Annotated in this window: 22 protein-coding genes and 1 tRNA gene; 9 read left to right on the top strand and 14 right to left on the bottom strand. The window is 47.6% G+C overall.

Translation table 11 applies throughout. The features are described 5' to 3' along the window. On the top strand, positions 1 to 556 hold a 556-nt coding region (locus ACQY2W_RS05950), incomplete at its 5' end, for a type IV pilin protein (RefSeq protein WP_428050357.1). On the opposite strand, the gene ruvC is transcribed toward ACQY2W_RS05950, so the two are convergent. Both ruvC and ACQY2W_RS05940 read right to left on the bottom strand, forming a co-directional pair. After that, positions 553 to 1,131, bottom strand: a complete 579-nt coding sequence (gene ruvC, locus ACQY2W_RS05945; protein WP_428050355.1) for a crossover junction endodeoxyribonuclease RuvC — start codon at positions 1,129 to 1,131, stop codon at positions 553 to 555. The genes ACQY2W_RS05950 and ruvC overlap by 4 nt on opposite strands. Beyond that, complete coding sequence (locus tag ACQY2W_RS05940; protein WP_428050353.1) at positions 1,124 to 1,882, bottom strand: YebC/PmpR family DNA-binding transcriptional regulator; 759 nt, start codon at positions 1,880 to 1,882, stop codon at positions 1,124 to 1,126. Before ACQY2W_RS05940 ends, ruvC begins: the two co-directional genes overlap by 8 nt. A 98-nt stretch (positions 1,883 to 1,980) precedes the next feature. Between ACQY2W_RS05940 and ACQY2W_RS05935 the strand changes: the two genes are divergently transcribed. The 5 genes from ACQY2W_RS05935 (at position 1,981) to ACQY2W_RS05915 (ending at position 5,590) form a co-directional block, all read left to right on the top strand. Then, a tRNA-Arg gene (locus tag ACQY2W_RS05935) sits at positions 1,981 to 2,053 on the top strand. 212 nt (positions 2,054 to 2,265) lie between these two features. After that, positions 2,266 to 2,907, top strand: a complete 642-nt coding sequence (locus ACQY2W_RS05930) for a CpXC domain-containing protein (RefSeq protein WP_428050351.1) — start codon at positions 2,266 to 2,268, stop codon at positions 2,905 to 2,907. Further along, positions 2,904 to 4,007 carry a hypothetical protein gene (locus tag ACQY2W_RS05925; protein ID WP_428050349.1) on the top strand — a complete coding sequence of 368 codons (1,104 nt, stop codon included), beginning with the start codon at positions 2,904 to 2,906 and terminating at the stop codon, positions 4,005 to 4,007. Before ACQY2W_RS05930 ends, ACQY2W_RS05925 begins: the two co-directional genes overlap by 4 nt. Positions 4,008 to 4,093: 86 nt before the next feature. Then, complete coding sequence (locus tag ACQY2W_RS05920; protein WP_428050347.1) at positions 4,094 to 4,690, top strand: type IV pilin protein; 597 nt, start codon at positions 4,094 to 4,096, stop codon at positions 4,688 to 4,690. 339 nt (positions 4,691 to 5,029) lie between these two features. Then, positions 5,030 to 5,590 (top strand): type IV pilin protein, encoded by a 561-nt coding sequence (locus ACQY2W_RS05915; protein ID WP_428050345.1) that lies wholly within the window; start codon positions 5,030 to 5,032, stop codon positions 5,588 to 5,590. Between the two features lie 212 nt (positions 5,591 to 5,802). On the opposite strand, the gene holA is transcribed toward ACQY2W_RS05915, so the two are convergent. From holA to leuS, 3 genes are read right to left on the bottom strand one after another with little or no spacing between them, the layout of a single operon-like run. After that, positions 5,803 to 6,810, bottom strand: coding sequence for a DNA polymerase III subunit delta (gene holA, locus ACQY2W_RS05910; protein ID WP_428050343.1), 1,008 nt, complete (start codon positions 6,808 to 6,810; stop codon positions 5,803 to 5,805). Positions 6,811 to 6,812: 2 nt separating this feature from the next. Continuing rightward, entirely contained in the window at positions 6,813 to 7,394 is a 582-nt protein-coding gene (gene lptE, locus ACQY2W_RS05905) for an LPS assembly lipoprotein LptE (RefSeq protein WP_428050341.1), read from the bottom strand. Positions 7,395 to 7,402: 8 nt separating this feature from the next. Continuing rightward, positions 7,403 to 9,916 (bottom strand): leucine--tRNA ligase, encoded by a 2,514-nt coding sequence (gene leuS / locus ACQY2W_RS05900; protein WP_428050339.1) that lies wholly within the window; start codon positions 9,914 to 9,916, stop codon positions 7,403 to 7,405. Between the two features lie 114 nt (positions 9,917 to 10,030). Here leuS and ACQY2W_RS05895 point away from each other — a divergent pair, with 114 nt between their 5' ends. Continuing rightward, complete coding sequence (locus ACQY2W_RS05895; protein WP_428050337.1) at positions 10,031 to 10,639, top strand: type IV pilin protein; 609 nt, start codon at positions 10,031 to 10,033, stop codon at positions 10,637 to 10,639. Here ACQY2W_RS05895 and xerA read toward each other — a convergent pair. After that, positions 10,636 to 11,523 (bottom strand): site-specific tyrosine recombinase/integron integrase, encoded by an 888-nt coding sequence (gene xerA / locus ACQY2W_RS05890; RefSeq protein WP_428050335.1) that lies wholly within the window; start codon positions 11,521 to 11,523, stop codon positions 10,636 to 10,638. The two genes, ACQY2W_RS05895 and xerA, sit on opposite strands and share 4 nt — an antisense overlap. Before the next feature lie 3 nt (positions 11,524 to 11,526). Beyond that, entirely contained in the window at positions 11,527 to 11,751 is a 225-nt protein-coding gene (locus ACQY2W_RS05885) for a DUF167 domain-containing protein (RefSeq protein ID WP_428050333.1), read from the bottom strand. Between the two features lie 113 nt (positions 11,752 to 11,864). On the opposite strand from ACQY2W_RS05885, the gene ACQY2W_RS05880 reads away from it, so the two are divergent. Beyond that, positions 11,865 to 12,560 (top strand): type IV pilin protein, encoded by a 696-nt coding sequence (locus tag ACQY2W_RS05880; RefSeq protein ID WP_428050331.1) that lies wholly within the window; start codon positions 11,865 to 11,867, stop codon positions 12,558 to 12,560. Positions 12,561 to 12,630: 70 nt separating this feature from the next. On the opposite strand, the gene gpmI is transcribed toward ACQY2W_RS05880, so the two are convergent. From gpmI to ACQY2W_RS05855, 5 genes are read right to left on the bottom strand one after another with little or no spacing between them, the layout of a single operon-like run. Then, on the bottom strand, positions 12,631 to 14,184 hold the full coding sequence (gpmI, locus tag ACQY2W_RS05875; RefSeq protein WP_428050329.1) for a 2,3-bisphosphoglycerate-independent phosphoglycerate mutase: 1,554 nt from the start codon (positions 14,182 to 14,184) through the stop codon (positions 12,631 to 12,633). Next, positions 14,181 to 14,789: a 3'-5' exonuclease gene (locus ACQY2W_RS05870; protein WP_428050327.1), complete on the bottom strand. Its 609-nt coding sequence runs from the start codon at positions 14,787 to 14,789 to the stop codon at positions 14,181 to 14,183. The genes gpmI and ACQY2W_RS05870 overlap by 4 nt, the downstream gene beginning before the upstream one ends. 1 nt (position 14,790) lies before the next feature. Continuing rightward, positions 14,791 to 15,501: a hypothetical protein gene (locus tag ACQY2W_RS05865; RefSeq protein ID WP_428050325.1), complete on the bottom strand. Its 711-nt coding sequence runs from the start codon at positions 15,499 to 15,501 to the stop codon at positions 14,791 to 14,793. Then, a complete protein-coding gene (locus ACQY2W_RS05860; RefSeq protein WP_428050323.1) occupies positions 15,498 to 17,207 on the bottom strand; it encodes an ATP-binding protein in 1,710 nt (569 codons plus the stop codon). The genes ACQY2W_RS05865 and ACQY2W_RS05860 overlap by 4 nt, the downstream gene beginning before the upstream one ends. Positions 17,208 to 17,263: 56 nt before the next feature. Continuing rightward, on the bottom strand, positions 17,264 to 17,764 hold the full coding sequence (locus tag ACQY2W_RS05855; RefSeq protein WP_428050321.1) for a type IV pilin protein: 501 nt from the start codon (positions 17,762 to 17,764) through the stop codon (positions 17,264 to 17,266). 146 nt (positions 17,765 to 17,910) lie between these two features. Here ACQY2W_RS05855 and ACQY2W_RS05850 point away from each other — a divergent pair, with 146 nt between their 5' ends. Further along, positions 17,911 to 18,564 (top strand): DedA family protein, encoded by a 654-nt coding sequence (locus tag ACQY2W_RS05850; protein WP_428050319.1) that lies wholly within the window; start codon positions 17,911 to 17,913, stop codon positions 18,562 to 18,564. On the opposite strand, the gene ACQY2W_RS05845 is transcribed toward ACQY2W_RS05850, so the two are convergent. Further along, complete coding sequence (locus ACQY2W_RS05845; RefSeq protein WP_428050317.1) at positions 18,518 to 20,179, bottom strand: glycoside hydrolase family 3 N-terminal domain-containing protein; 1,662 nt, start codon at positions 20,177 to 20,179, stop codon at positions 18,518 to 18,520. The two genes, ACQY2W_RS05850 and ACQY2W_RS05845, sit on opposite strands and share 47 nt — an antisense overlap. After that, on the bottom strand, positions 20,176 to 21,057 hold an 882-nt coding region (locus ACQY2W_RS05840), incomplete at its 5' end, for a metallophosphoesterase (protein WP_428050315.1). The genes ACQY2W_RS05840 and ACQY2W_RS05845, both read right to left, overlap by 4 nt.

Genomic DNA, 21,057 nt, shown 5'->3' with positions numbered 1-21,057 from the left:
TTCTGATGGGATGATTAACGAGCGAAAAGAAATCAGAAGATCCCGGAGTCCTCGCCGGACGGGCGAATTCCGGGATGACAGATCTTTATGTTATAACGGTTTTACGCTCATTGAATTATTAGTTGTGGTACTTATCATCGGTATTTTGGCGGCGGTGGCATTGCCGCAATATAATTTAGCCGTTGCCAAAGCGCGGGTGAATAGATTATTACCTCTTATGAAAAGTATTGAAAACGCACAAGAAGTATATAAAATGGCGAACGGAAATTACGCCCATGATTGGAACGTACTGGATATTGATTTCCCGGCGGGAACGACGATTGAAAATTATGGTTCTATTACTCATCCGAATTTTGTCTGTGCGGGAGGAGTAAACAGCGGGCAATATAACTCCCTGTATTGTGGGGATAGCGTATACAGTGTGCGCTTGGAAAGATACTACCGCTCTCATACTATCTGTTGGGCGGGTAGCGATACGCTGTCACAAAAAATATGTAAATATTTGTGTCAAACCAATACGCTATCACAAAAAAACAGTTGCCGACTGCCTTCTTAACTTCTCTTTTTAATTTGTTGTTCGCGGGCGGCTTTTAGTTTTTCTAAAAACGCTGCTTTGAGATTTATTTGACTAGCGAGCGGAGCCGTTTTTAAGTGGCAAATGCCAATAGCTACCGCGTCGGCGGTGTCATCTGGGGAGGGGGCTTTATCTAAGTTTAGCGTCAGTTGTACCATGCGCTGGACTTGTTTTTTATCAGCCGTACCCGTGCCGCAAATCATCATTTTAACGCGTTTAGGCGGGTAAAAAGAAATCGGTTTTTTGGCTAGTTCACACGCCAAAATAATCACGCCGCGCGTCATTACGGTGTTCGCCATGGTAATAGCGCGCTTTAAGAAAAAATTTTGCTCCATAGCCACTTGGTCGGGCGCGTAATTTTTCAAAAGATATTGCAGTTCGTGGAAGATATATTCCAACCGTTTAGGCAGTTCTTGGGCGGCGTCGGTATGAATAAGCCCACACGCACGCAAAGAAAGAACGGAACGGGCATCTCGCGTGAGAATGGCCCATCCCGTTCTGTCTAAACCGGGGTCAATGCCCAAAACGGTAACGGTTTTTTCCGTTTCGTTACGCATTGAGTTTAGCCGCAACGGCTTCGTCAATGTTGGAGTTGTCGTAGACGTTTTTGGTGTCGTCGTGGTCGTCCAATGCTTCCAACATTTTCATAAGCGTTTCGGCGGTGTGTTCGTCGGTAATGCTTACGTCCGTATCCGGCAACATCGTTAAATCGGCCGATTCGGGCGTAATGCCTTTGGCTTCAATGGCCTTTTTGACGGTTTCCAATTCGTTCATATCCGGGTTGGTAATCACTTCGTACACATCGCCTTCGGTGCGCACATCTTCGGCGCCGGCTTCCAACGCCAAGTTCATGAGGTCGTCTTCTGAAATATCTTCTTTTTTCACAACGATCATGCCCTTGCTTTTAAACATGTACGACACACAACCCGCCGTGCCGATAGAGCCGCCGTGGCTCGTGAAAATTTTGCGAATTTCCGCAAACGTGCGGTTTTTGTTGTCGGTCGTGCATTCAACGATGATAGCGACCGAGCCGGGTCCGTATCCTTCGTACGTGATTTCTTCGTACGATACGCCGGGCAGTTGGCCGGTACCTTTCATGATAGCGCGTTTGACGTTGTCGGACGGCATGTTGGCGGCGCGGGCGTCGTCAACGGCTTTACGCAAGCGCGGGTTTTGGTCGGGGTTGCCGCCGCTCATTTTGGCGGCGATGGTAATTTCCCGTAAAATTTTTGTAAATACTTTGCCTTTTTTGGCGTCTACGAGGGCCTTTTTGTGTTTAATACCGGCCCAGTGTGAATGTCCACCCATGGGTTTACTCCTTACTGCATAAGATACTTTATTGTAGCAAATTTTATTTCGTGCGGGCAGAAAATATAATACAACATAATTTGCTACAATACTTACACGCCCCGTTAGCTCAACTGGATAGAGTACTGGTCTTCGGAACCAGTGATATGGGTTCAAATCCCGTGCGGGGTATTTTTTCTGCGGAAAATGCGCTACTGCGTTGTTGCGAACTCGGTCAGATACCTCCGCGCTACCGCGCGCGTGCCGACAGTATTCCTCCCTCGTTCGCGCCTAGCATTAGCCCATTTTTCTTTGAAAAAATTTTTCGGCGTAAAAATAAATCTAATACAAAATAAAGACCCTCAGTTAGTGAAAAAAAGGGTTAGTTTGGATATAATATACCTATGAAATCTATTAAAAACAGCGCGGCGGTATGCTGCCCGAATCATTGTGAAGAATTTGACGTGGAGTATTGGTCGCTCATCAGTGCGGACCAAGACCCGGATTTGAAAACGGCGGCACTCGGGGGCGAGTTAAACCTTGTCCAATGTCCCACGTGCGGCGCGTTTTTCCACCACGATGGCGACCTTATCTATTTTGATGCGCCGGCCGAACTGCTTGTTTTTATCTTTGCCGAAAAAAACCGCCCGCAAGAAAAAGAACTGCGTAAGCGTATGCAACAAGATTACGAAATTATCAAAAACACCTTAGCCAAGCAGTTAAATATAGATTTTCCCCCTGTGTGCGTGTTTGGGCTAGATATGCTCAAACACTTATTACAAGAAGAAGAAAAAAACTCGTTTGAGTCCGAAGCGGTCGCGGCTTCGGCGGCTGCGGCCGGGTTTGAAGTAGTGCGGCTAAAACCGTCCTACGCCCGGGAGCATCATTTCCCGTATTACGTGCCGGCTCCGCAAGGTAAGGCCACGCCCAACGGGTATGCCGTATCTGCCGCTAAAGTGTTAAAAAGCGGGCTGAAAAGCCGATTGCTTACCCACTTTAAAGACCAAATGAGTCAGGAGGGGGTTGCTACACCGTTAGTGTTATGATACCGGAAAAATACAAAGAACAATTATATACCGTCGGTGCATACGCCGGTAAGTTGGGGTTAAAAGCGTGGGTAGTAGGCGGGGCCGTGCGCGATTTTTACTTAAACCGCGATACGCAAGATATTGACTTGGCTTTCAGCGGTAACCAAGAGTCCGTTGCCGGGTTTTGCGTCAAACGCTGGGGGGGAGATAAACATAAGTTTTCCCGTTTTTTTACCTACCGCGTGGACCTGGACAACGGTTTAAAATTAGATATGGTCCGTATCCGCAAGGAAAATTATCCGTACCCGGGTTGTCTGCCGCAGGTGGAGCCCAGTTCTTACATTAAGGACGATTTATTCCGGCGTGATTTTACCACCAATGCGTGGTGTTGTTCCATTTTGCCAGAGTCGTTTGGGGAACTTTACGATCCGTTCGGCGCACAAAAAGATATTGAGCGCGGGTTGGTGCGCATTTTGCACGAGAAAAGTTTTTTAGACGATCCCACCCGTTTATACCGGGCGGTACGTTTTGCGGGCCGCTTTGGGTGGAAACTGGCTCCCAAAACCGAGCGTTTACTGCGCAAGGCGGTGAAAGAGGAATATCCGCTTTTGGTGTCGCGCGAGCGTTTTAGCCACGAGTTTGTCAAAATTTTAGAAGAGCCGCGCGTGAAAGAAATTTTTGCGCTTATGGAAAAGTACGACCTCTTAAAATTTGCGTGGCCGGGGCTTGTGTGGCAAGAAAATTTACTAAGTACCGATTCGGCGGCGGAACGTATCGGCATGTTGGCGTGTCAGCTTAAAGAAAGCGGCGAAGAATTTGTGCGTAGTTTGCGCTTGCCCGGCGAGTGGACACACGAAGTGATAGGCGCGTGGAAAGTGGCACAAGAAAAAATGAGTCCGTTAGCTCCATTGTCCGGCACGAAACAGCGCATTTTAAAAGCGGTGTATCCTCATTTGCCGGACAACGCCTTAGAGCCGTGCGTGGTGCAAGGGCGCGACCTCAAAGAAACGGGCCTGGCCGGGCGGCATATTTCGGCCGCGCTGACACGGGTGCGTAAAGCCCAATGGGACGGGCAAATTAAATCAAAACCCGACGCGCTTAAACTACTTAAAAAGTAAGTTTGAATCCCCCGTGCTAAACGGGGGTTTTTTAAATTCTAAATTTTTGGTAATATAGTAATATCTCTACTGGTTGAGGAGTTTTTATGTCTATTTCCCGTAACGGTTTTACGCTTATTGAATTATTGGTGGTGGTACTTATTATTGGTATTTTAGCCGCGGCGGCTATGCCGTATTATCAAAAAGCGGTGGAACGTACGCGCATGACGGAAGCCATTACCTTATTAGATACGATTAGCAAAGCCCAACAGCGCAACGTAATGCAAGTGGGCGGATTTTCCAATGATTTTGCCACCTTGGACGTTGCCCCCCAAGGGGCGGCCGGACCGATCTATTATACTAAGGGGGATCCTGTTACCGGGGAAAACGGCAACGGCTTTGAAATTACGATGTATATGACCAACGAACTAGGCAACGGCTATGCAGAAGCCACCCGGTTTCACGACGAGCACCCGCTGACGTATAACTATAAATTGCGCCGGATATTTTTGGAAACAACGACTACGTGCTTTGGTAGCGATGAGAACGGGCAAGCGTTATGTGCAGATTTTTGCGGTATAGAAACCCCGACTGCCGTGTGTTGCAGTGACGGCACGGCCAATGTGTGTTATGAAGAAAACCGCCTCCCGCCGCCCGAAGAAGACGAAGAAGACGAATATGATGACGACGACGATGATGATTAAGCGTTGATTTGACAAAAGCCCCCGCCTTACGGCGGGGGTTTTGTTTATAGGTCGGGTGATAACCCGACAATAAATGTCATTCCCGGATTTCCACCTGCTGTCATCCCCGAGGGTCGTTGTCGGGGATCTCGTCGTTTACGTAGAGATGCCGCACAAAAACCTTGCGGCATGACAGATTCCTTGTACTTGTCAAGGCCCAAAACAAAAAAATGGCTTGACAGGTTGGGCCTTTTCCTGTACAATTAAAGTACGGCCTGTTAGGCTGGGCATAAAGCCCTCTTGATAGGTTGCCCGTAAAAACGGGCCAGATAAATAGGAAATTGTAACAAGGAGATCAGTATGAATAATCAAAAAGGGTTCACCCTTATTGAATTGTTAGTCGTAGTACTCATCATCGGTATTTTGGCCGCTATGGCGATGCCTCAATACTTCAAAGCCGTGGAACGCTCCCGCATGACGGAAGCTGTAACCTTGCTCGGCAACATCGCGCAAGCCCAACAACGCAAGTTCATGCAAATCAACAAATTCACGGAGAACTATAAAGCGTTGGACGTCGCCCCGAAAGGTGCTACCGGTGCCAGCTACTACACCAAAGGTGAAACTGGTAACGGTTTTGCCGTAGTGTTGCACGGAACGACGGGTTATACCAACGGTTACGTGGAAGCCGAACGCAAAAACGGTAACAATTCCTTGCAATATGCGTACAAATTGAAACGCTATTATGCTTCTACCAACACCTCTTGTATTCCTCAAGGTGCTGCTGGTAGCGAAGCGTTGTCTAACGCGCAAGGTTTGTGCGCCGACTACTGCGGTATTGATACTGTAACGTCGGCTTGCTGCAGTGACGGTTCTGGTACGGGTGCAGCTGAATGTGCCGCTCCGACCGACGGTAACAACTAATACACATTTAATGTGTTAGAAAAAACCCCCGCTCGTAAGAGCGGGGGTTTTCTTATATAAATAAAATGTCATTCCCGGATTTCCACCTGCTGTCATCCCCGAGGGTCGTTGTCGGGGATCTCGTCGTTTTCCACGCATGCCGTTTCGTAACGATAACAACAACGACCAAGCGTGGAAGACCCTGAATCACGTTCAGGGTGACGGCCTTATTATTATCTAAACAAGGTGAGCAATATGCCTTTAAGCGTAATTTTAGGGTCACTGCCGCTGCCGGATTTAAATCCCGCGTCCGCGTCAATCATTTTATTAAGCGCGGCCAAAAATTGCTTTTGGCTCGGATAATTGCGCGCCGCACTCACTAGCCGGCTTTCCCAGGGCAACAACCCCGCCGCATAGACGATATCGCCCGCCGGCACACCGCCCTCACTCATGCGTTTAATGCGCGCCATTTTTAAAATGGGATACGTCATTTTGGATAAAATCGCCACCGGCTCTTCGCCGTCGTCTAACAATTTATCTACCAGTTTGATCGCTTTGTTTTTATTGCACGCTAAAATAGCGTTAGCCAGTTCAAAGGGGTTTTCTTCTTTGCTAAACCCGATACACGCCAAAACGTCCTCTTTCGTAATGGTTTTATTATCGCGCCCTAATGTGTAGAGATATAATTTTTCAAGTTCGTTTTCCAGCGCGGCCAGTTCCGCACCTACACTTTGGCATAGCAAATCTATCGCGTCAAAATCGCCGGTAAGTCCGCGCGCGGAAAGTTTATTTTTTACCCACAGCGTTAGCTCTGCTTGTTTGAGTTCTGCAAAGTCCGCCACGCGCCCGTTATCCGCGCACGCCTGCGCCAGTGCTTTTTCCGTCTTCATTTTTTTAGCGTCGTTATGCGTCAATACGAGTGTGGTGGTGGCCAGTGGGTCCGATACGTATTTTAAAAGGGCGGCTTTGGGCTCTTTACGCAGTTTTTCTATGCCGGTAAGTACAATCATGCGCGAGGTGGAAAATACCGGCGCGGTGTTGGCCATGGCTAATACTTCGCCGAGGTTTGCCTTGTCGGCGGGGGAAGAATAAAAATTGAAATCGTCGGGTTGCAACACACTGCGCAGTTGGTTGATAATTTCTTGCTTGCGGTATATGTCCTCCCCCGTTAGTAAATATACGGGAGCGAGTTTATTGGCGGCAATTTCCGCTTGCAATTTTTCCGCAGTGAGTTTAGGCATAGTTAATCGGTAATGGTGGTATATTCCGGGTTGTTCATTACTTTCTTTTTGCTTTCACTCCATACCGAGCCGAAACCGTCTACCGTGCGTTTGACGATATCGCGTGCCAGTTGCTCAAATACTACGTCGCGCGCTTGCACTTCGGTCATGCCGCCGGGGAGCGTAGAGGCCGCATAAATTTGCGTGCCCATTAAGGCCGGCTCGCGCCAGACGGGTTGATTGGTGGTTTTGTCCATAAATACCACGTCTAGCCAAATGTTCATTTTGTAAACGGTGGGAATTAACTGGCTGTCGTACTGTACCGGGATGTTCAAATAGCGCGAGATGGTCGTAACCACTACGCCTTCGGCCCCGTCATTTTCCGGCACGATTTGGTATGAGCCGTTACGCAAAAATTCGTCATACAGCTCGTTGTAGAATTTATCTTCCAGCGCAAAAACTTCGGTCTTGTTTAAGATTTGCCGCACCGCAAATTTTTTGATGTGTTGCGGCATAATTTGCGCTTGCGGTTTATATACCGCGCCTTCGCTTGCGCATGCCGCCAATGCGGCAATACTACAAATAGCAAGTATGAGTTTTTTCATAACGCTCCTTATTTTTTAGGGGCCGCCACGATGCTGACCATGCGGCCCGGCACGACGATAATTTTTTTAATTTCAAATCCTTCCAAACTGCGCTGTACTTTCGCGCTGGCCAGCGCGGCTTTTTCAATTTCTTCGCGCGTGGCGGTGGTGGCTACGCTGATGCGGTCGCGCACTTTGCCGTTAATTTGCACGCCCAGTTCTACGCTGTCTTCTTGTAAGAAGTTTTTATCAGCCACCGGCCACGCGGTTTGCAACAGAAAATCGTTGTGCCCGTGTTGTTGCCAAATTTCGTCGGTAATATGCGGGGCAAACGGGTGCAAGAGTTTTAAAAATACTTCAAACGTCGCGCGGCTGACTTGCGGGAGTTTGCTGATGTCGTTAAACAAAACCATCAGCGACGATACCGCCGTATTAAAGCGGAAATTTTCAATATCATCGCTTACCTTTTCAATCGTTTTATTCTTTAAAATTTCGCTCTTTTTGGGGTCTTGTTCGTCGGTAAGTTTAACCGTTTCGCTCCAACCGTACACACGTTTTAAAAAGCGCGATACGCCCTCAATGCCTTTCATATCCCACGGTTTGCTCGCCTCAAACGGCCCCATAAACATTTCGTACATGCGGAACGCGTCCGCGCCGTACTGGTTTAAAATATCATCCGGGTTGACGACGTTTTTCTTGGACTTGGACATCTTTTCCACCATGGGGGAAAGTTCTTCGCCCGTGGCGGCTAAAAACGCTTTGCCGTCTTTGAAATCAATTTCATCGTAGCTGTGGTAGTTACCCATTTTGTCGCGGTAAGAGAACGCTAAAATCATCCCTTGGTGGCGCAGTTTTTTAAACGGCTCTTTGCAAGATACTACGCCCAAATCGTACAGCACCCGGTGCCAAAACCGCGCGTACAACAAGTGCAGTACCGCGTGTTCGGCTCCGCCGATGTAACAATCTACCGGGCCGTACGCTTTTTCAACCGCCGGGTCCACCAGTTTTTCGGCGTTGTGCGGGTCCATATACCGCAAATAATACCAACACGAGCCCGCCCATTGGGGCATGGTGTTTGTTTCGCGTTTGGCAGGTCCGCCGCAGTGCGGGCAGGTAGTGTTTACCCACTCGGTTACGGTCGCTAACGGCGATTCGCCCGTGCCGGAGGGCTCAAATTTTTCCACTTCCGGCAAGCGCAAGGGCAGTTCGCTTTCCGGCAGCGGAACTACGCCGCATTTTTCACAATGTACGACGGGTATCGGCTCGCCCCAATAGCGTTGGCGCGCAAAGACCCAATCGCGCAGTTTGTACGTGGTTTTGGCGTTGCCGCAGTTGTGCTCGGTGAGCCATTTAATCATGGCGGCTTTGCTTTCTTTTACGTGAAGCCCATTTAAAAAGCCGGAGTTGACCAGTTCGCCGTCGCCGGTAAACGCTTCTTTTTCAACGCCTTGTTCGCTTTTGATAACTTCAATAATATCAATGCCGAATTTTTTGGCGAAAGCGTAGTCGCGCTCGTCGTGGGCGGGTACGGCCATAATCGCGCCCGTGCCGTAGCCCATTAAAACGTAGTCGCTTGTCCATACGGGGATTTTTTTGCCGTTGACGGGGTTTATTGCATACGCGCCCGTAAACACGCCCGTTTTTTCTTTGTTAAGTTCGCCGCGCTCCAAGTCGCTTTTTTTGGCGGCTTCTTTTTGGTAAGCGGCTACGGCGTCTTTTTGCGCGGGCGTAACGATTTTTTCCAAAATGGGGTGTTCGGGCGAAACGACCATATACGTCGCCCCGAAAAGTGTATCGGGCCGGGTGGTATAGACGGTTAAAATATCGTCGTGGCCGTCCACTTTAAAGTGCACGTTGGCGCCGTTAGATTTACCGATCCAGTTTTTCTGCATCGTTAAGGTGCTCTCCGGCCAGTCCAAATCGTCCAAGCCCTCTAAAAGTTGTTCGGCATAGTCGGTAATTTTTAAGATCCATTGGCGCAGCGCGCGGCGTTCAATTTCGTGGCCGCAGCGTTCGCACTTGCCGTTAAAAACTTCTTCGTTGGCAAGCCCCGTTTTGCAAGACGGACACCAGTTTATCGGCACGGTAGATTCGTAGGCGAGACCTTTTTTGAACAGTTGCAAGAATATCCATTGGGTCCATTTGTAATAATTGGGGTCGGTGGTATCTACTTCGCGCGACCAATCGTAGGCGAGCCCGATAGATTTAATTTGACGGCGGAAATTATCAATATTTTTTTGTGTAGTAACGCGCGGGTGTACTCCCGTGGCGATAGCGTAGTTTTCCGCGGGCAGGCCAAATGCGTCCCACCCCATGGGGTGCAGAACGTCGTAGCCGTTCATGCGTTTGTAGCGGGTTAAAATGTCGGACGCGGTGTACCCTTCCGGGTGGCCGACGTGCAACCCCGCCCCCGACGGATACGGGAACATATCTAAACAATAAAATTTCTTGCCGGACGGCATTTTGGGGCTGGCAAAAAGGTTGGCTTTCTCCCAGCGATCTTGTTGTTTTTTGTCAATTTGCGGAAAATTATCGTTACTCATATTCTATTTATTTTATCATTTTGGGCAACTGTTTTGTTGTCTGCATCGGCAAGGGGGTTGACATCGTTTTTTTTTTTGCTACATTTTATTTAATGAAACAAAGGAGGAGTTTTTATGGAAAAGGAAAACAAAATAAAATTAAAATGTCATGCTGAACTGACTTATGCATCTCACATTATTTCTGATCTTAAAAGTGGTAAGATCCTGAAACAAGTTCAGGATGACAATATTTTATTTAACGGCAACGACGGCTTTACGCTTATTGAGCTTTTAGTTGTTGTGTTAATCATTGGCATATTGGCGGCGGTAGCCGTGCCGCAATACCAAAAAGCGGTGCAAAAAGCACGGTTTACACAGTTAGTTACAGCCAGTAAAGCCATTTCGGATGCGCAACAAGCATACTTTTTAGCCAACGGAGTATATGCCGAACGGGCGGATGAATTGAATATTGAATATCCGTTGATTAGTAATGGGCGCAAATTCGGTATAGGTAACAAATGGGAATGCCGATTTGACTACGTTAACGAAACAGATGCAAGAATTTATTGCTCTCTAGTTTCTCCAAAAGTAAACTTGCTCTGGCGGTTAAAAAACCAAGGTGTGGGTTGTTGTGCCAAAGCCGCCGACAATTACAAAGCGGATTGGTTGTGCCAAGATGCCACAAAAACCAAAACGCCTTACCGTGACGACAGTACGGAACGTTGCTACTACGGCACACGCTAACCTCTGGGATGATATTTTTTATGTTTGTTTTTCAGGTCGGTTACGTCTAAATGCGTGTAGATTTGGGTCGTCGTCAAATTAGCGTGGCCCAGCATCTCTTGCAAACTGCGCAGGTCCGCTCCGCCTTGCAGTAAATGCGAGGCAAACGTGTGGCGGAATAAATGCGGGTGGAGCGGGCGCGAGATGTTAGCCTTGCGCCCGAGCGCGGCTAAATCTTTCCACACGCTTATGCGGCTTAGTTTCTTGCCGCGGTTATTTAAAAACACTTCCGAATCGGTTTCTTTGCCTACAAAGTGTGCGTTACGTAACGCCAAATACGCTTTTAGCCGCTTGCAACACGCCGGATGAATCGGCACAAAACGCTGTTTGCCGCCTTTGCCAAAGGCCAGCACCCACCCTTCGTCCGTGTTGATATTTTCTAAACGCAAACCTAATAATTCGCTCACGCGTAGTCCGGCCGCGTACAATAATTCTATGATAGTGACGGTGCGGACTTCGTCCAATTTTTCGGCGGGGTAGGATAACAAACGTTCCATTTCTTCGCGCGTGAGTTGCTCGGGCAAGGCGGCGGGGAGCTTGGGCGATTTTAAAAAGCGGGTCGGGTCGTCTTGGATGCGTTGCTCAATCATCAAAAATTTATAAAAACATTTCACGGCTTCCATTTTGCGAAATGCACTCGCGGGCGAAAGATTTTCTACGTTTCTGAGTTGGTAGTTGTATTGGTCTATAAAGTTGGCAGACGCATCTTGCGGTAATTTTTCATTGGCGTCGCAATATTCAAAAAAATGTTTCACGTCCGACGTATAAGACGAAATTGTATTGCGCGAGAGTTGCCGCTCAAAGCTCAAATGATTTTCAAAATCTTCCAGTAATGCGTTATCCATAATTTAGCGTTTTAAAAAAATTTTAGCCGGACTCGTCGCCCCTTTAATAAGCGAGAGTTTATTTTCTGCTACGTTTAAATGCTCGGCCAAAAGCGTGCGCACGGCCTCGTTGGCGCGGCCCTGTTCGGCGGGTGCTTTGACCCAAATTTCAAACGTATCCGGGGCTTTTTGTACGAGCTTATTTTTTTTCTCGCCCGCGTGCACTTTTACTTTCAGGTATGTTTCCATAACAAGATTATAACTTTTTAATGTTTTTTTGTCGTCGGAAAATAAAGGGACTTGACATCGTTTTTTTTTTGCTACATTTTTTATATGAGACACTTTACTAAGGAGGAGTGCGCATGAAACATAAAAGATGTTTTACGGGTTGTATAAATGAAAATAAGCTGTCATGCCGGAAATTTGTAATCCGGCATCTTCCGATTTTTGTTTCTGATAGGACGGTTAACGAACGAAAAGAAATCAGAAGATCCCGCATCAAGTGCGGGATGACACCCTTGTTTAATAACGGCGGTTTTACGCTCATTGAATTATTAGTGGTTGTTCTTATCATCGGCATATTGGCGGCGGTCGCCTTGCCGCAGTATCAAAAAGTAGTAGAGAAAAGCCGCGGCACTCAAGCCCTTACGCTCTTAAAAGCACTTGGGCAAGCCCAAGAAGCCCACTGGATGGCCAACGGAACCTATGCGTCCACTTTTGAAGAATTAGATATTTCTTTGCCTGCCGGTTGGAATGCCGGAGGGCAGGAATCTGGCACAGGAACCGACCCCTATACCAATCAATTATGGACGGTCTATCTGCAAGAATCAGAAGGCCTTACAGGGAGTATATGGATGCGTCGGGAAACAGGCCCTTACCAAGGCGCCCTATTTGCTTACAGACCTGTCCATATATCTTCGGACTTGGATAAAGACAAAGGAATAACCTGTGCAGAAGCCACGTCCGTATTCCAAAAAAATCCCGGCGATTATTGCGTAAAATTGTTCCGCGGCACATTATACAAAACAAATAATGCGCGCCATTATACGTTGCCTTAAATGATCTTAAGAAAGCCCTCGCAGACAAAATGTCTGCGGGGGCTTTTTGCATAAAAACACAATGAGCCGCTTAGTGTTTAATCAAACTCTTAGCCGTCATATCTGCCGGTTTTTCAATACCCATTACGTCCAGTACCGTGGCGGCTACGTCGCCTAAATTACCCGTGGGCTGCATGTGGGCAGATTTATTATCTTTATCTACGTAGATAAAATCTACCAAGTTGGTCGTATGCGCCGTTTTGGGCATATTGATTTTTTCATCCCACATTTCTTCGGCGTTGCCGTGATCGGCGGTGATGAACACCACATAATCTTTGGCCAGCGCGGCCTCGGTTACGGCGCCGGTGCACTCGTCCACCACTTCCACGGCTTTGACAACGGACTTCAAATTGCCCGTATGGCCCACCATATCGCAGTTGGCAAAGTTAATGACGATAAAATCGTACTTGCCGGAGTTAATTTGGTTAATGGCTTCGTCTTTAACGATGTACGCTTCCATTTCCGGGTGGTCGGCAAACGTAGCCGGATCAAAGCGGCCTTTCTTTTCAATGCGGTCCTCGCCGGGATACGGCTTTAAGAGTTTGCCGTTAAAGAAAGACGTAACATGTTTGAATTTTTGTGTTTCGGCCAAACGTAATTGTTTTAAGCCCGCTTTGGAAATTACTTCGCCTAAAAGATTATTCATACCGCCGCCGTCTGTCATAGAGGGCAAGGCGTTATACGGGAACGAATCGTAGTATTTGGTTAAGCCGCAGAACACGCACGGCACGCGCGGGCCGCGGTCTTTACCCGGGTAATTGTCGTCAATAAATGCGCGGGTAAGTTGGATGGCGCGGTCTTGGCGGAAGTTAAAGAAAATCACGCTGGAGTTTTCTTCCATGCCTTTGTAATCGCCCAACACGGTCGGCGGGATATATTCATCTACCATAGGGCCGCCGTCGGGCGTTTTCATTGTTTTGTAATCGGTGCTGACGACTTCTTCGGCTGTCGTACCGTGCAACCCTTGCGCGCGGACAATTAAATTATACGCTTTGTCGGTCAATGTCCAATCTTCGCCGCGGTCCATGGCGTAGTAACGGCCCTGAATCGTGGCAATTTTCCCTGCGCCGTACGCTTTCATTTTTTCTTCTAACGTGCGGATATAACCGATCGCACTTTGCGGCGGCGTGTCGCGTCCGTCGGAAAAAAAGTGAACGTAAATGTCTTTAATGCCTTTTTCGCTTGCGTATTTGATAATAGCGTGTAAGTGATCGTGGTGGGCGTGGACCCCTTCGTCTTGCACAAGCCCCATGACGTGTAAGGGTTTGTGGTTTTTCAAGCAGTTATCTATGCACGCGCTAAACGCGGCGGACTTAAATAAAGAGCCGTCTTCAATCGTGTCTTTTAAGCGTTTTAGCTCTTGGATAACAATACGACCCGCCCCCATATTCAGGTGGCCCACTTCGCTTGATCCCATATAGCCCGCCGGGAGGCCCACTTGTTCGCCGGAGGCCTCAATTTGCGTGTGCGGATAGGTGGCTAAATACTTAGTGATGTTTGGAATTTTAGCCAAACTGACTGCGTTGTACGGCCCCGCTTTTGCGTTCCCCCAGCCGTCGCGAATTAACAAAACTACTTTTTTCATACGTTACTCTCCTTAAGACAACCGATTAAATCCGGCCAACGCTTTTGTTGGAACTCGTTTAATTGTTCCAACGTATGCACGCCGTGTTTAGACAAGGTTGTCAAAAAATAATAAAAAATCTGTTCGGCCATTTTAGTATCTGCCATGGCGCGGTGCCAACCCTCGCAACTAATGCCCAATTCTTGAGCAATCAGACCCAAACGGTTGCGTACAAATTTGCCGCTTTTGCGTGCGAGTTTTAAGGTGTCTACTACCGGATAATCGGGCAAGTGTATGCCGCAATTTTCAAATTCGGCCCGTAAGAAAGACATATCAAAATCGGCATTATGCGCTACTAATACGCACCCGTCAAAAATACCCAATAAACGCGGCAAAATTTGCTCAAAGGTGGGGGCGTCTTTGACCATTTCGTTGGTAATGCCGTGAATGGCAATAACTTCGGGGGACATTAAAATACCGGGGTTAATAAGGGTGGAAAATTCTTCCACCGCGCGTCCGGCACAGGAAACAGATACGGCAATCTCGCAAATTTTGCCGCCGGCGGCCGGGGAAAGTCCGGTCGTTTCCGTATCAAAACAAGCAAATTTTAAATCAGTTAGTTCCATACTACATCAAATAAAACCGCAGGCGCACTAAAAACCCGATAAAGACCGCTCCCAACGCACCCACATAAAATACAAAATTAGAAATATCCATCAGGCGGATTTTGCGCGCATACATGCACGTGCCCAACCAAACGGCTAAGAGTACCGTCCAACGCCAACCGGGGAGTAGCATAATAAGAAAGAAAATCGCGCGCACCAACATCAGTAGTAAGCGTTCATCAAATGATACGTAATTTTCCCCATAGCGATCCTGTTCCACGGCAATCAGCCCCCAACCCAGCACGCGGGTAACGACAATCAACCCTACACAAAAGATGATCCACGGCTCGGCGAAGAAATTACCTGTTTCGTAAAGCACCTTAAACGGTACACACAAAAACAGGAACAGTATGTTAACGGTATTTTTTAAGAGGAACGTCAACACAAAGCCGTGCTTGCATTTGCCGCCGAATTGGAAAAAATCGTCGGTAAAGATGTGAAATGCGCCAAAAAGCAAAATACACACCCAACCGGGCAAGTGGACCAGTTCCAAAAACGGCCACGGCATCGTCAGATATCCTTGGCACAGCGTGAAGCTCCAAAACAAAAACACACCGGCGTGCAAGATAATGCCGCGGGTATAATTTTCTCTACGTACCTGGTCAATGGTTTTGTGGAAAAATACAAAATCGGTCAGAAAATACGCTAAAAACAAACGCCAAAATACAATCATTTTTCCTCCTTGGGTAGTTCTACGGTAAACGTGCTGCCTTGGCCGGGCTTGCTGCTTACGTTTAACGTGCCGCCGTGTGCTTGCACAATTTGGCGGCTGATAAATAAGCCCAGTCCGTAGCCGGGTTTATCGGTATGGACCTGATGATACTTTTGGAACAGCCCTTTGAGCTCTTGTTCGCTCATGCCGATACCGCTGTCTTCTACTGTAATAAAGTAGCATTTTTTCGCTTCTTTTGCACGGATACGTACAAAACCTTTTTCGGTAAATTTAATGGCGTTGGACACCAGATTAGTCAGCACGCGGCGCAGGAGTTTCGGGTCGGCCTGCACGGACAGAGCGGGAACGTGATTTTCTAATGTTAAATTTTTCTCGGTAGCGGTGGGGGATAACGTATCCGTTACCTGCCGCGCCAGTTCACCTACGTCAACGGTTTGTTTTTGGGGGGTAAGCATACCGGCTTCCACGCGTGAAACGTCCAGTACGTCTTCCAGTAAGGACGATAAATTGCGGGCGGCCTCGCTCATCAGCGTTAAGTATTGTTTCTTTTCTTCTTCGGACGCTTTCCCGCTTTGCAAGATGTGCAAATAACCTTGCAAGCCCACTAGCGGCGCGCGCAAATCGTGCGCTACGGCGCGGAAAACGTGCTCTTTCATTTCGCTGATTTTGGCTTGCAGTTGCAATGCCTGATAATCTTGCAAATCGGCAGTCATTTTATTAAAGTCCGCAATGAGTTGTTTAAATTCGCCCCACCCGATATCTTCATCTATGTGTTGGTCCAAATTTCCGGCGGATACTTCGCGCGCGGCATGGGAAAGGGCCTCTATCGGCTCGCCTAATTGTTCGGCAAATGTGAGCGCGCCGAAATAAGACAGCGTGGCAATAGTAAGTAGGAAAAGTGCCAAAATAATGTTGGTGTAATAGATACTGCGGTACGCCTCGCTTTTAAGTTGCAGTACGGCGACGTACGCGCCTAAAATAGGGGTAGAAGCATACGCGCCCACGTAGGAATCTTGCGGTGTTTTCAGGTTTTTAATCAGGCGGCTTTTGGCGCGGAACGCGCGTTGTAAGGCGTGTACGTCAAAGTCCGGCTTGTATTGATATTCACTCGTGTATACCTGTCCGGCTTCGTCAATGATATAAATATGACCGGTTTGGCCGATGCGTTGTTCCTGTACGCGGGCCAAAAAACCAAAAAAGCTCATAATGCCGTACAAAAAATCGCCGTTTGGTAAGGGATAAATAAACTCGCTAATCGGGCGTCCGGCCACGACATCAAAACTGCTTACGGAAAGCTGTTTGTTTTTAGCCAGTTGCGGTAAAGAAGTGTCGTTTGTTAAATTCAGGGGGGGCAGTTGGTCTAGCACTTGTTTATCCCCGGCGCGGTACAATTCTTTGCCTTGCGGGCTCAAAACGGCTAACATTAAAAAGTCCGGGTTGGCAGACAGTGCATCTTGCAAAAGAGGTTGCGGATTTTTCTTTTGGGTTAAGTAAGATGATACGTGTTGGGTAAATGCCAAGCGCCAATTTAAGTCCTCAATATGTTGGTTTAACGACGAGGAAACAATTTGCGCCAAATTGGCGTGGGTTTCCAAGATGTTGTCTTTTAAGTGGCCCTGATAATAGGCAAGCAACAATAGCATAGGTACAAACGGCATCAGTACCACGCCCACAAATAGTTTAAACAGTTTAGAAAATAAAGACATAACCCCTCTATATATATTATATCAAAAGGGGAGTGTTTGTTTACATATTTGGACGGTTACAGGTTGGCGCAAATTTTGCGGCCTAACTCCGTTCTAACGTAATAACACCATGCTTTTCCTTGAGCGATTTGCACTCTATGGTGATCATACCCTAAGTGATACATATAATCGCCCTTGCTGTATGCGCAAGTAAGCCAACTCTTTGTTGTGCTGATAACATCGGGGCAATACGCTGCGCGAAGTTCTCCGTTTTTGTCCCCGTCTAGTAAAGAAATCATAAAGGAATTATCGCAAATTAAAACATCTGGATAATCAGTAGTTCTTGTACAGAAGGACAAATCTATGTCCAAGTTAGAGATGTCTGTGGTATATTCTCCGTTTACCATGTAATACGCTTCTTGGGCTTGTTTAATTTGTGAAAATAAAGTTTTAATGTTGGCCAAACGCGATTTGGCTACGGCTAACTTATATTGCGGCAACGCCACGGCGGCTAAAATACCGATGATGAGGACGACTACTAAGAGTTCAATAAGTGTAAATGCTTGTTTGTTTTTCATGTTGTTTGCTCCTTGCTGTTTTTTTACTGCCCCTTTATTATCGTTTTTTTTTTTGATTTGTCAAGCCCTTTTTCTGGCGGCACGCTATTGGGCGGGTAAACGACAACGACAAAAGGTTTTTTGTGGGGGTTTTGTATAATATACGTATGGAAATTTTTTCTCAAGTTATAGATGTCTTTTTGCATTTGGATATTCATTTAAACGCGTGGGCCGCGTGGATGGGTGTGTGGCTTTATGTGGTAATTTTTGCGGTCGTATTTTGTGAAACGGGGCTTGTGGTAACGCCGTTTTTGCCGGGCGATTCGCTTTTATTTGCGTGCGGGGCACTTGCCACGCGTGAGGGCAGTGTAATTTCGCTTTGGGTGTTGATTCCCGTTGTGTTTGTGGCCGCGGTGCTGGGCGATTTTTGCAATTACGAAATCGGCAAGTGGGTGGGCCCTAAAGTGTTCACGCGCGAGGACAGCATTTTTCTAAACAAAAACCACCTCTTAAAAGCGCATAATTTTTATGAAAAATACGGCGGGAAAACCATTATTCTCGCGCGATTTATTCCTATCATCCGCACGTTTGCGCCGTTTGTGGCGGGCATTGGTAAAATGACGTATCTACACTTTGCGTCTTATAATATTATCGGTGCATTTTTGTGGGTGTGTTTATTTGTAGGCGGTGGCTATTTCTTTGCCGATTTGCCGGTTGTGCAACATCATTTTCACTACGTAATTGCCGCGATTATTTTTATTTCCGTTCTGCCCGCTATTTATGAGTTCGTAGCGGCGCACCGTCAGAAGAAGTCAAATTGAGTTCCACGGGCAATTTGCCTTTGGGTTGTAAATTCCCCAAAATAATTTCTGCCGCTGTGTGCAGTGCATAGCGGTTTAAACCGTACGTCGCCAGGACGGTGTCGGCTTCCGGGTAATTGGGGATATCGTACGGGCTCATGGTGGAAATAAACACAACATTTTTATTTTCGCTAATCAGTCCGCTAATGGCATTTTTTTGGTTGATGTTTGTTTTATCGGCCCATTGTAAACTGGTCAGTACCAGTAAGTCCGCGCCTTTGGCGCATGCGGCGGCGCGTTCGCTGTCTTTTTTGCGCGGGGTTAGGGCGGCGTTGTAACTGCGTACGTTCCACCCTTTTTCCAAAAACGGTTGGACAAAACCGGGCAGTTGGTCTGCAAAGCGCGACGGCGCAAAAAAGACGGCGCACACAGTCGGCTTATCTTTAGCCGGAGTAAACGGGAGTAATTTGTTGCGGTCGCGCACCAGTGTTACGGCCTGATTGCTAATTTTAATCAGTTCGGTTTGATACGCTTTTTGCAAGGGGGGGAGTTCGGGCTGCGGCTCGCTGTCCAAAAGCCCCAACCGCTCTTTAATAGCAAAAATTTTACGGGCAGACTCTTCCACGCGCCTTTCTAATTTTTGTTCTTTAACGATTTCCGAAATCCGGTTAAACACGCTTACGGGTTTGATGTAACGCCCCAGTAAAATCATATCTTCCCCGCTTTCTAGCGCGCGTGCGGCACAACCGGCGATCGTGCAAAAAGCGGTAGCGCTTTTCATGTCTAAGCTATCGGTAACCAGTAGTCCGGTAAAGCCCATTTTTTGGCGCAATAAATCGTTTAGAATCGGTTTTGAAAACGTGGCGATGTTGGCATTGTCTAACGCCGGGTAACGTACGTGCCCGGTCATAATGCCGTCCACCCCTTGTTTGACGGCCTGTGCAAAGGGAGCGAGGTGAATTTCCTTCATTTGTTTATACGTAGCGTTTACGACGGGGACGTCATAGTGCGAATCGGACGCTGTATCGCCGTGGCCGGGGAAGTGTTTTACCACGCTTAAAATGCCCGCCGCTTGAAACCCGTGAATAAGCGAAATACCCATGCGTGTTACGTTTTTAGGGTCGGAACCAAACGAACGCACCCCGATAATGGGGTTGTTGGGGTTGCTGTTGACGTCTAAAACGGGGGAAAAATTGATATGTATGCCGGCGCGCTTTAATTCTTGCCCGGCTAAATAGGCAATGGTGGCGGCGGCTTCTTCGTCGCCGGAGGCGGATAACATCATATTGGTTGGCAGATAGTCAAACCCCAACGTGATGGGGGTGTGAACGGTGCCGCCTTCGTAATCAATAGAAATTAAGAGCGGAATTTTGTGTGGACTTTTTTGGGCCCATGTTTGCAATTTTTTGATAAGTTCTTCGGTTTGTTCAAACGAATAATTACCCCATTGGATAAGTACGCCGCCGATTTTGCCCGATTCAATGACCGGGCGGACGAGGTCTGCGCTGTCTACATCTACAAAAGCCACTAAGGTTTGCCCGAGTTTTTCTTCAAACGATAACTCGTCAAACGACGGAGCGGCACAGACCCACAAGCTTGTAAGCAAACTACAAATCAGCGCGCTGTATTTTTTCACGGGTTGACCTCTATAATGGGCAGTTCCGCAGGGGCAAAAAGCCGCAGCGGAATGCCCCAATAAAACATCCCCGACGTAATATAAAATTTCATGCTTTGTACGTCAAATAGCCCGTACACGCGCGGAAACTGTAATTTAACCAGATAATTAAACGGCCAAATTTGCCCGTTATGCGTATGTCCGCTAAGCATAAGGTCGGTGCCGTAATTGGAAATTTCTTCGGCGTAAGACGGTGTGTGCGAAAGCACGATAAGCGGCTCGTCCGCAGCGGCATTAGCGAGCAAATTAGATACATCTTGCTTGGTAACGCGTGCGGTTTTGATATCTTTTAAACCGGCAATTTGTACCCCATTGGGTAGCGTGGTAAGTTCGTTTTCCAACAGTTTAATACCGGCTTTGCGAAAAAAATCTTTACTGTCGCCATAGCCCACATAATACTCGTGGTTTCCCAGCACGCCATACGTGCCTAAAGGGGTTTTGAACGCGGCTAAACGTGCGGCGTATTTGTCTGCCTCCGGGCCATATTCAAACACGTCGCCCAGTACAAATACCACGTCGGGCTTTTCGTTTTCTAAACGGGTCAGGGCGTTGTCCCACCGTTCGTACGAAACGCCCATGCCGAGGTGCGAATCGGAAATGACGGCTATTTTTAGCGCAGGTAAATCGGGCGAAGAAATAGCAACACGTTTGAGTTGCGGCGCGGAAAATCCGCCCCAAAACGCACACGCAAATAAAACGAGCATAACAAACACGCTGATGGGGCCCAGATAAATGCGTGCGGGAATGCCTAGTATTTTTAACAAGATAAATAATACGGCCCCGGCCGCGCTTACACAAAACGCAATAAATGCCAGCCCAAATAAAATATAAGACGCGTA

The sequence above is a fragment of the Candidatus Avelusimicrobium caledoniensis genome (assembly GCF_902756455.1).
GTDB classification, from domain to species: domain Bacteria; phylum Elusimicrobiota; class Elusimicrobia; order Elusimicrobiales; family Elusimicrobiaceae; genus Avelusimicrobium; species Avelusimicrobium caledoniense.
The sequence above is the reverse complement of the archived record's forward strand: the minus strand, read 5'-3'. Positions and strand labels throughout refer to the sequence as shown.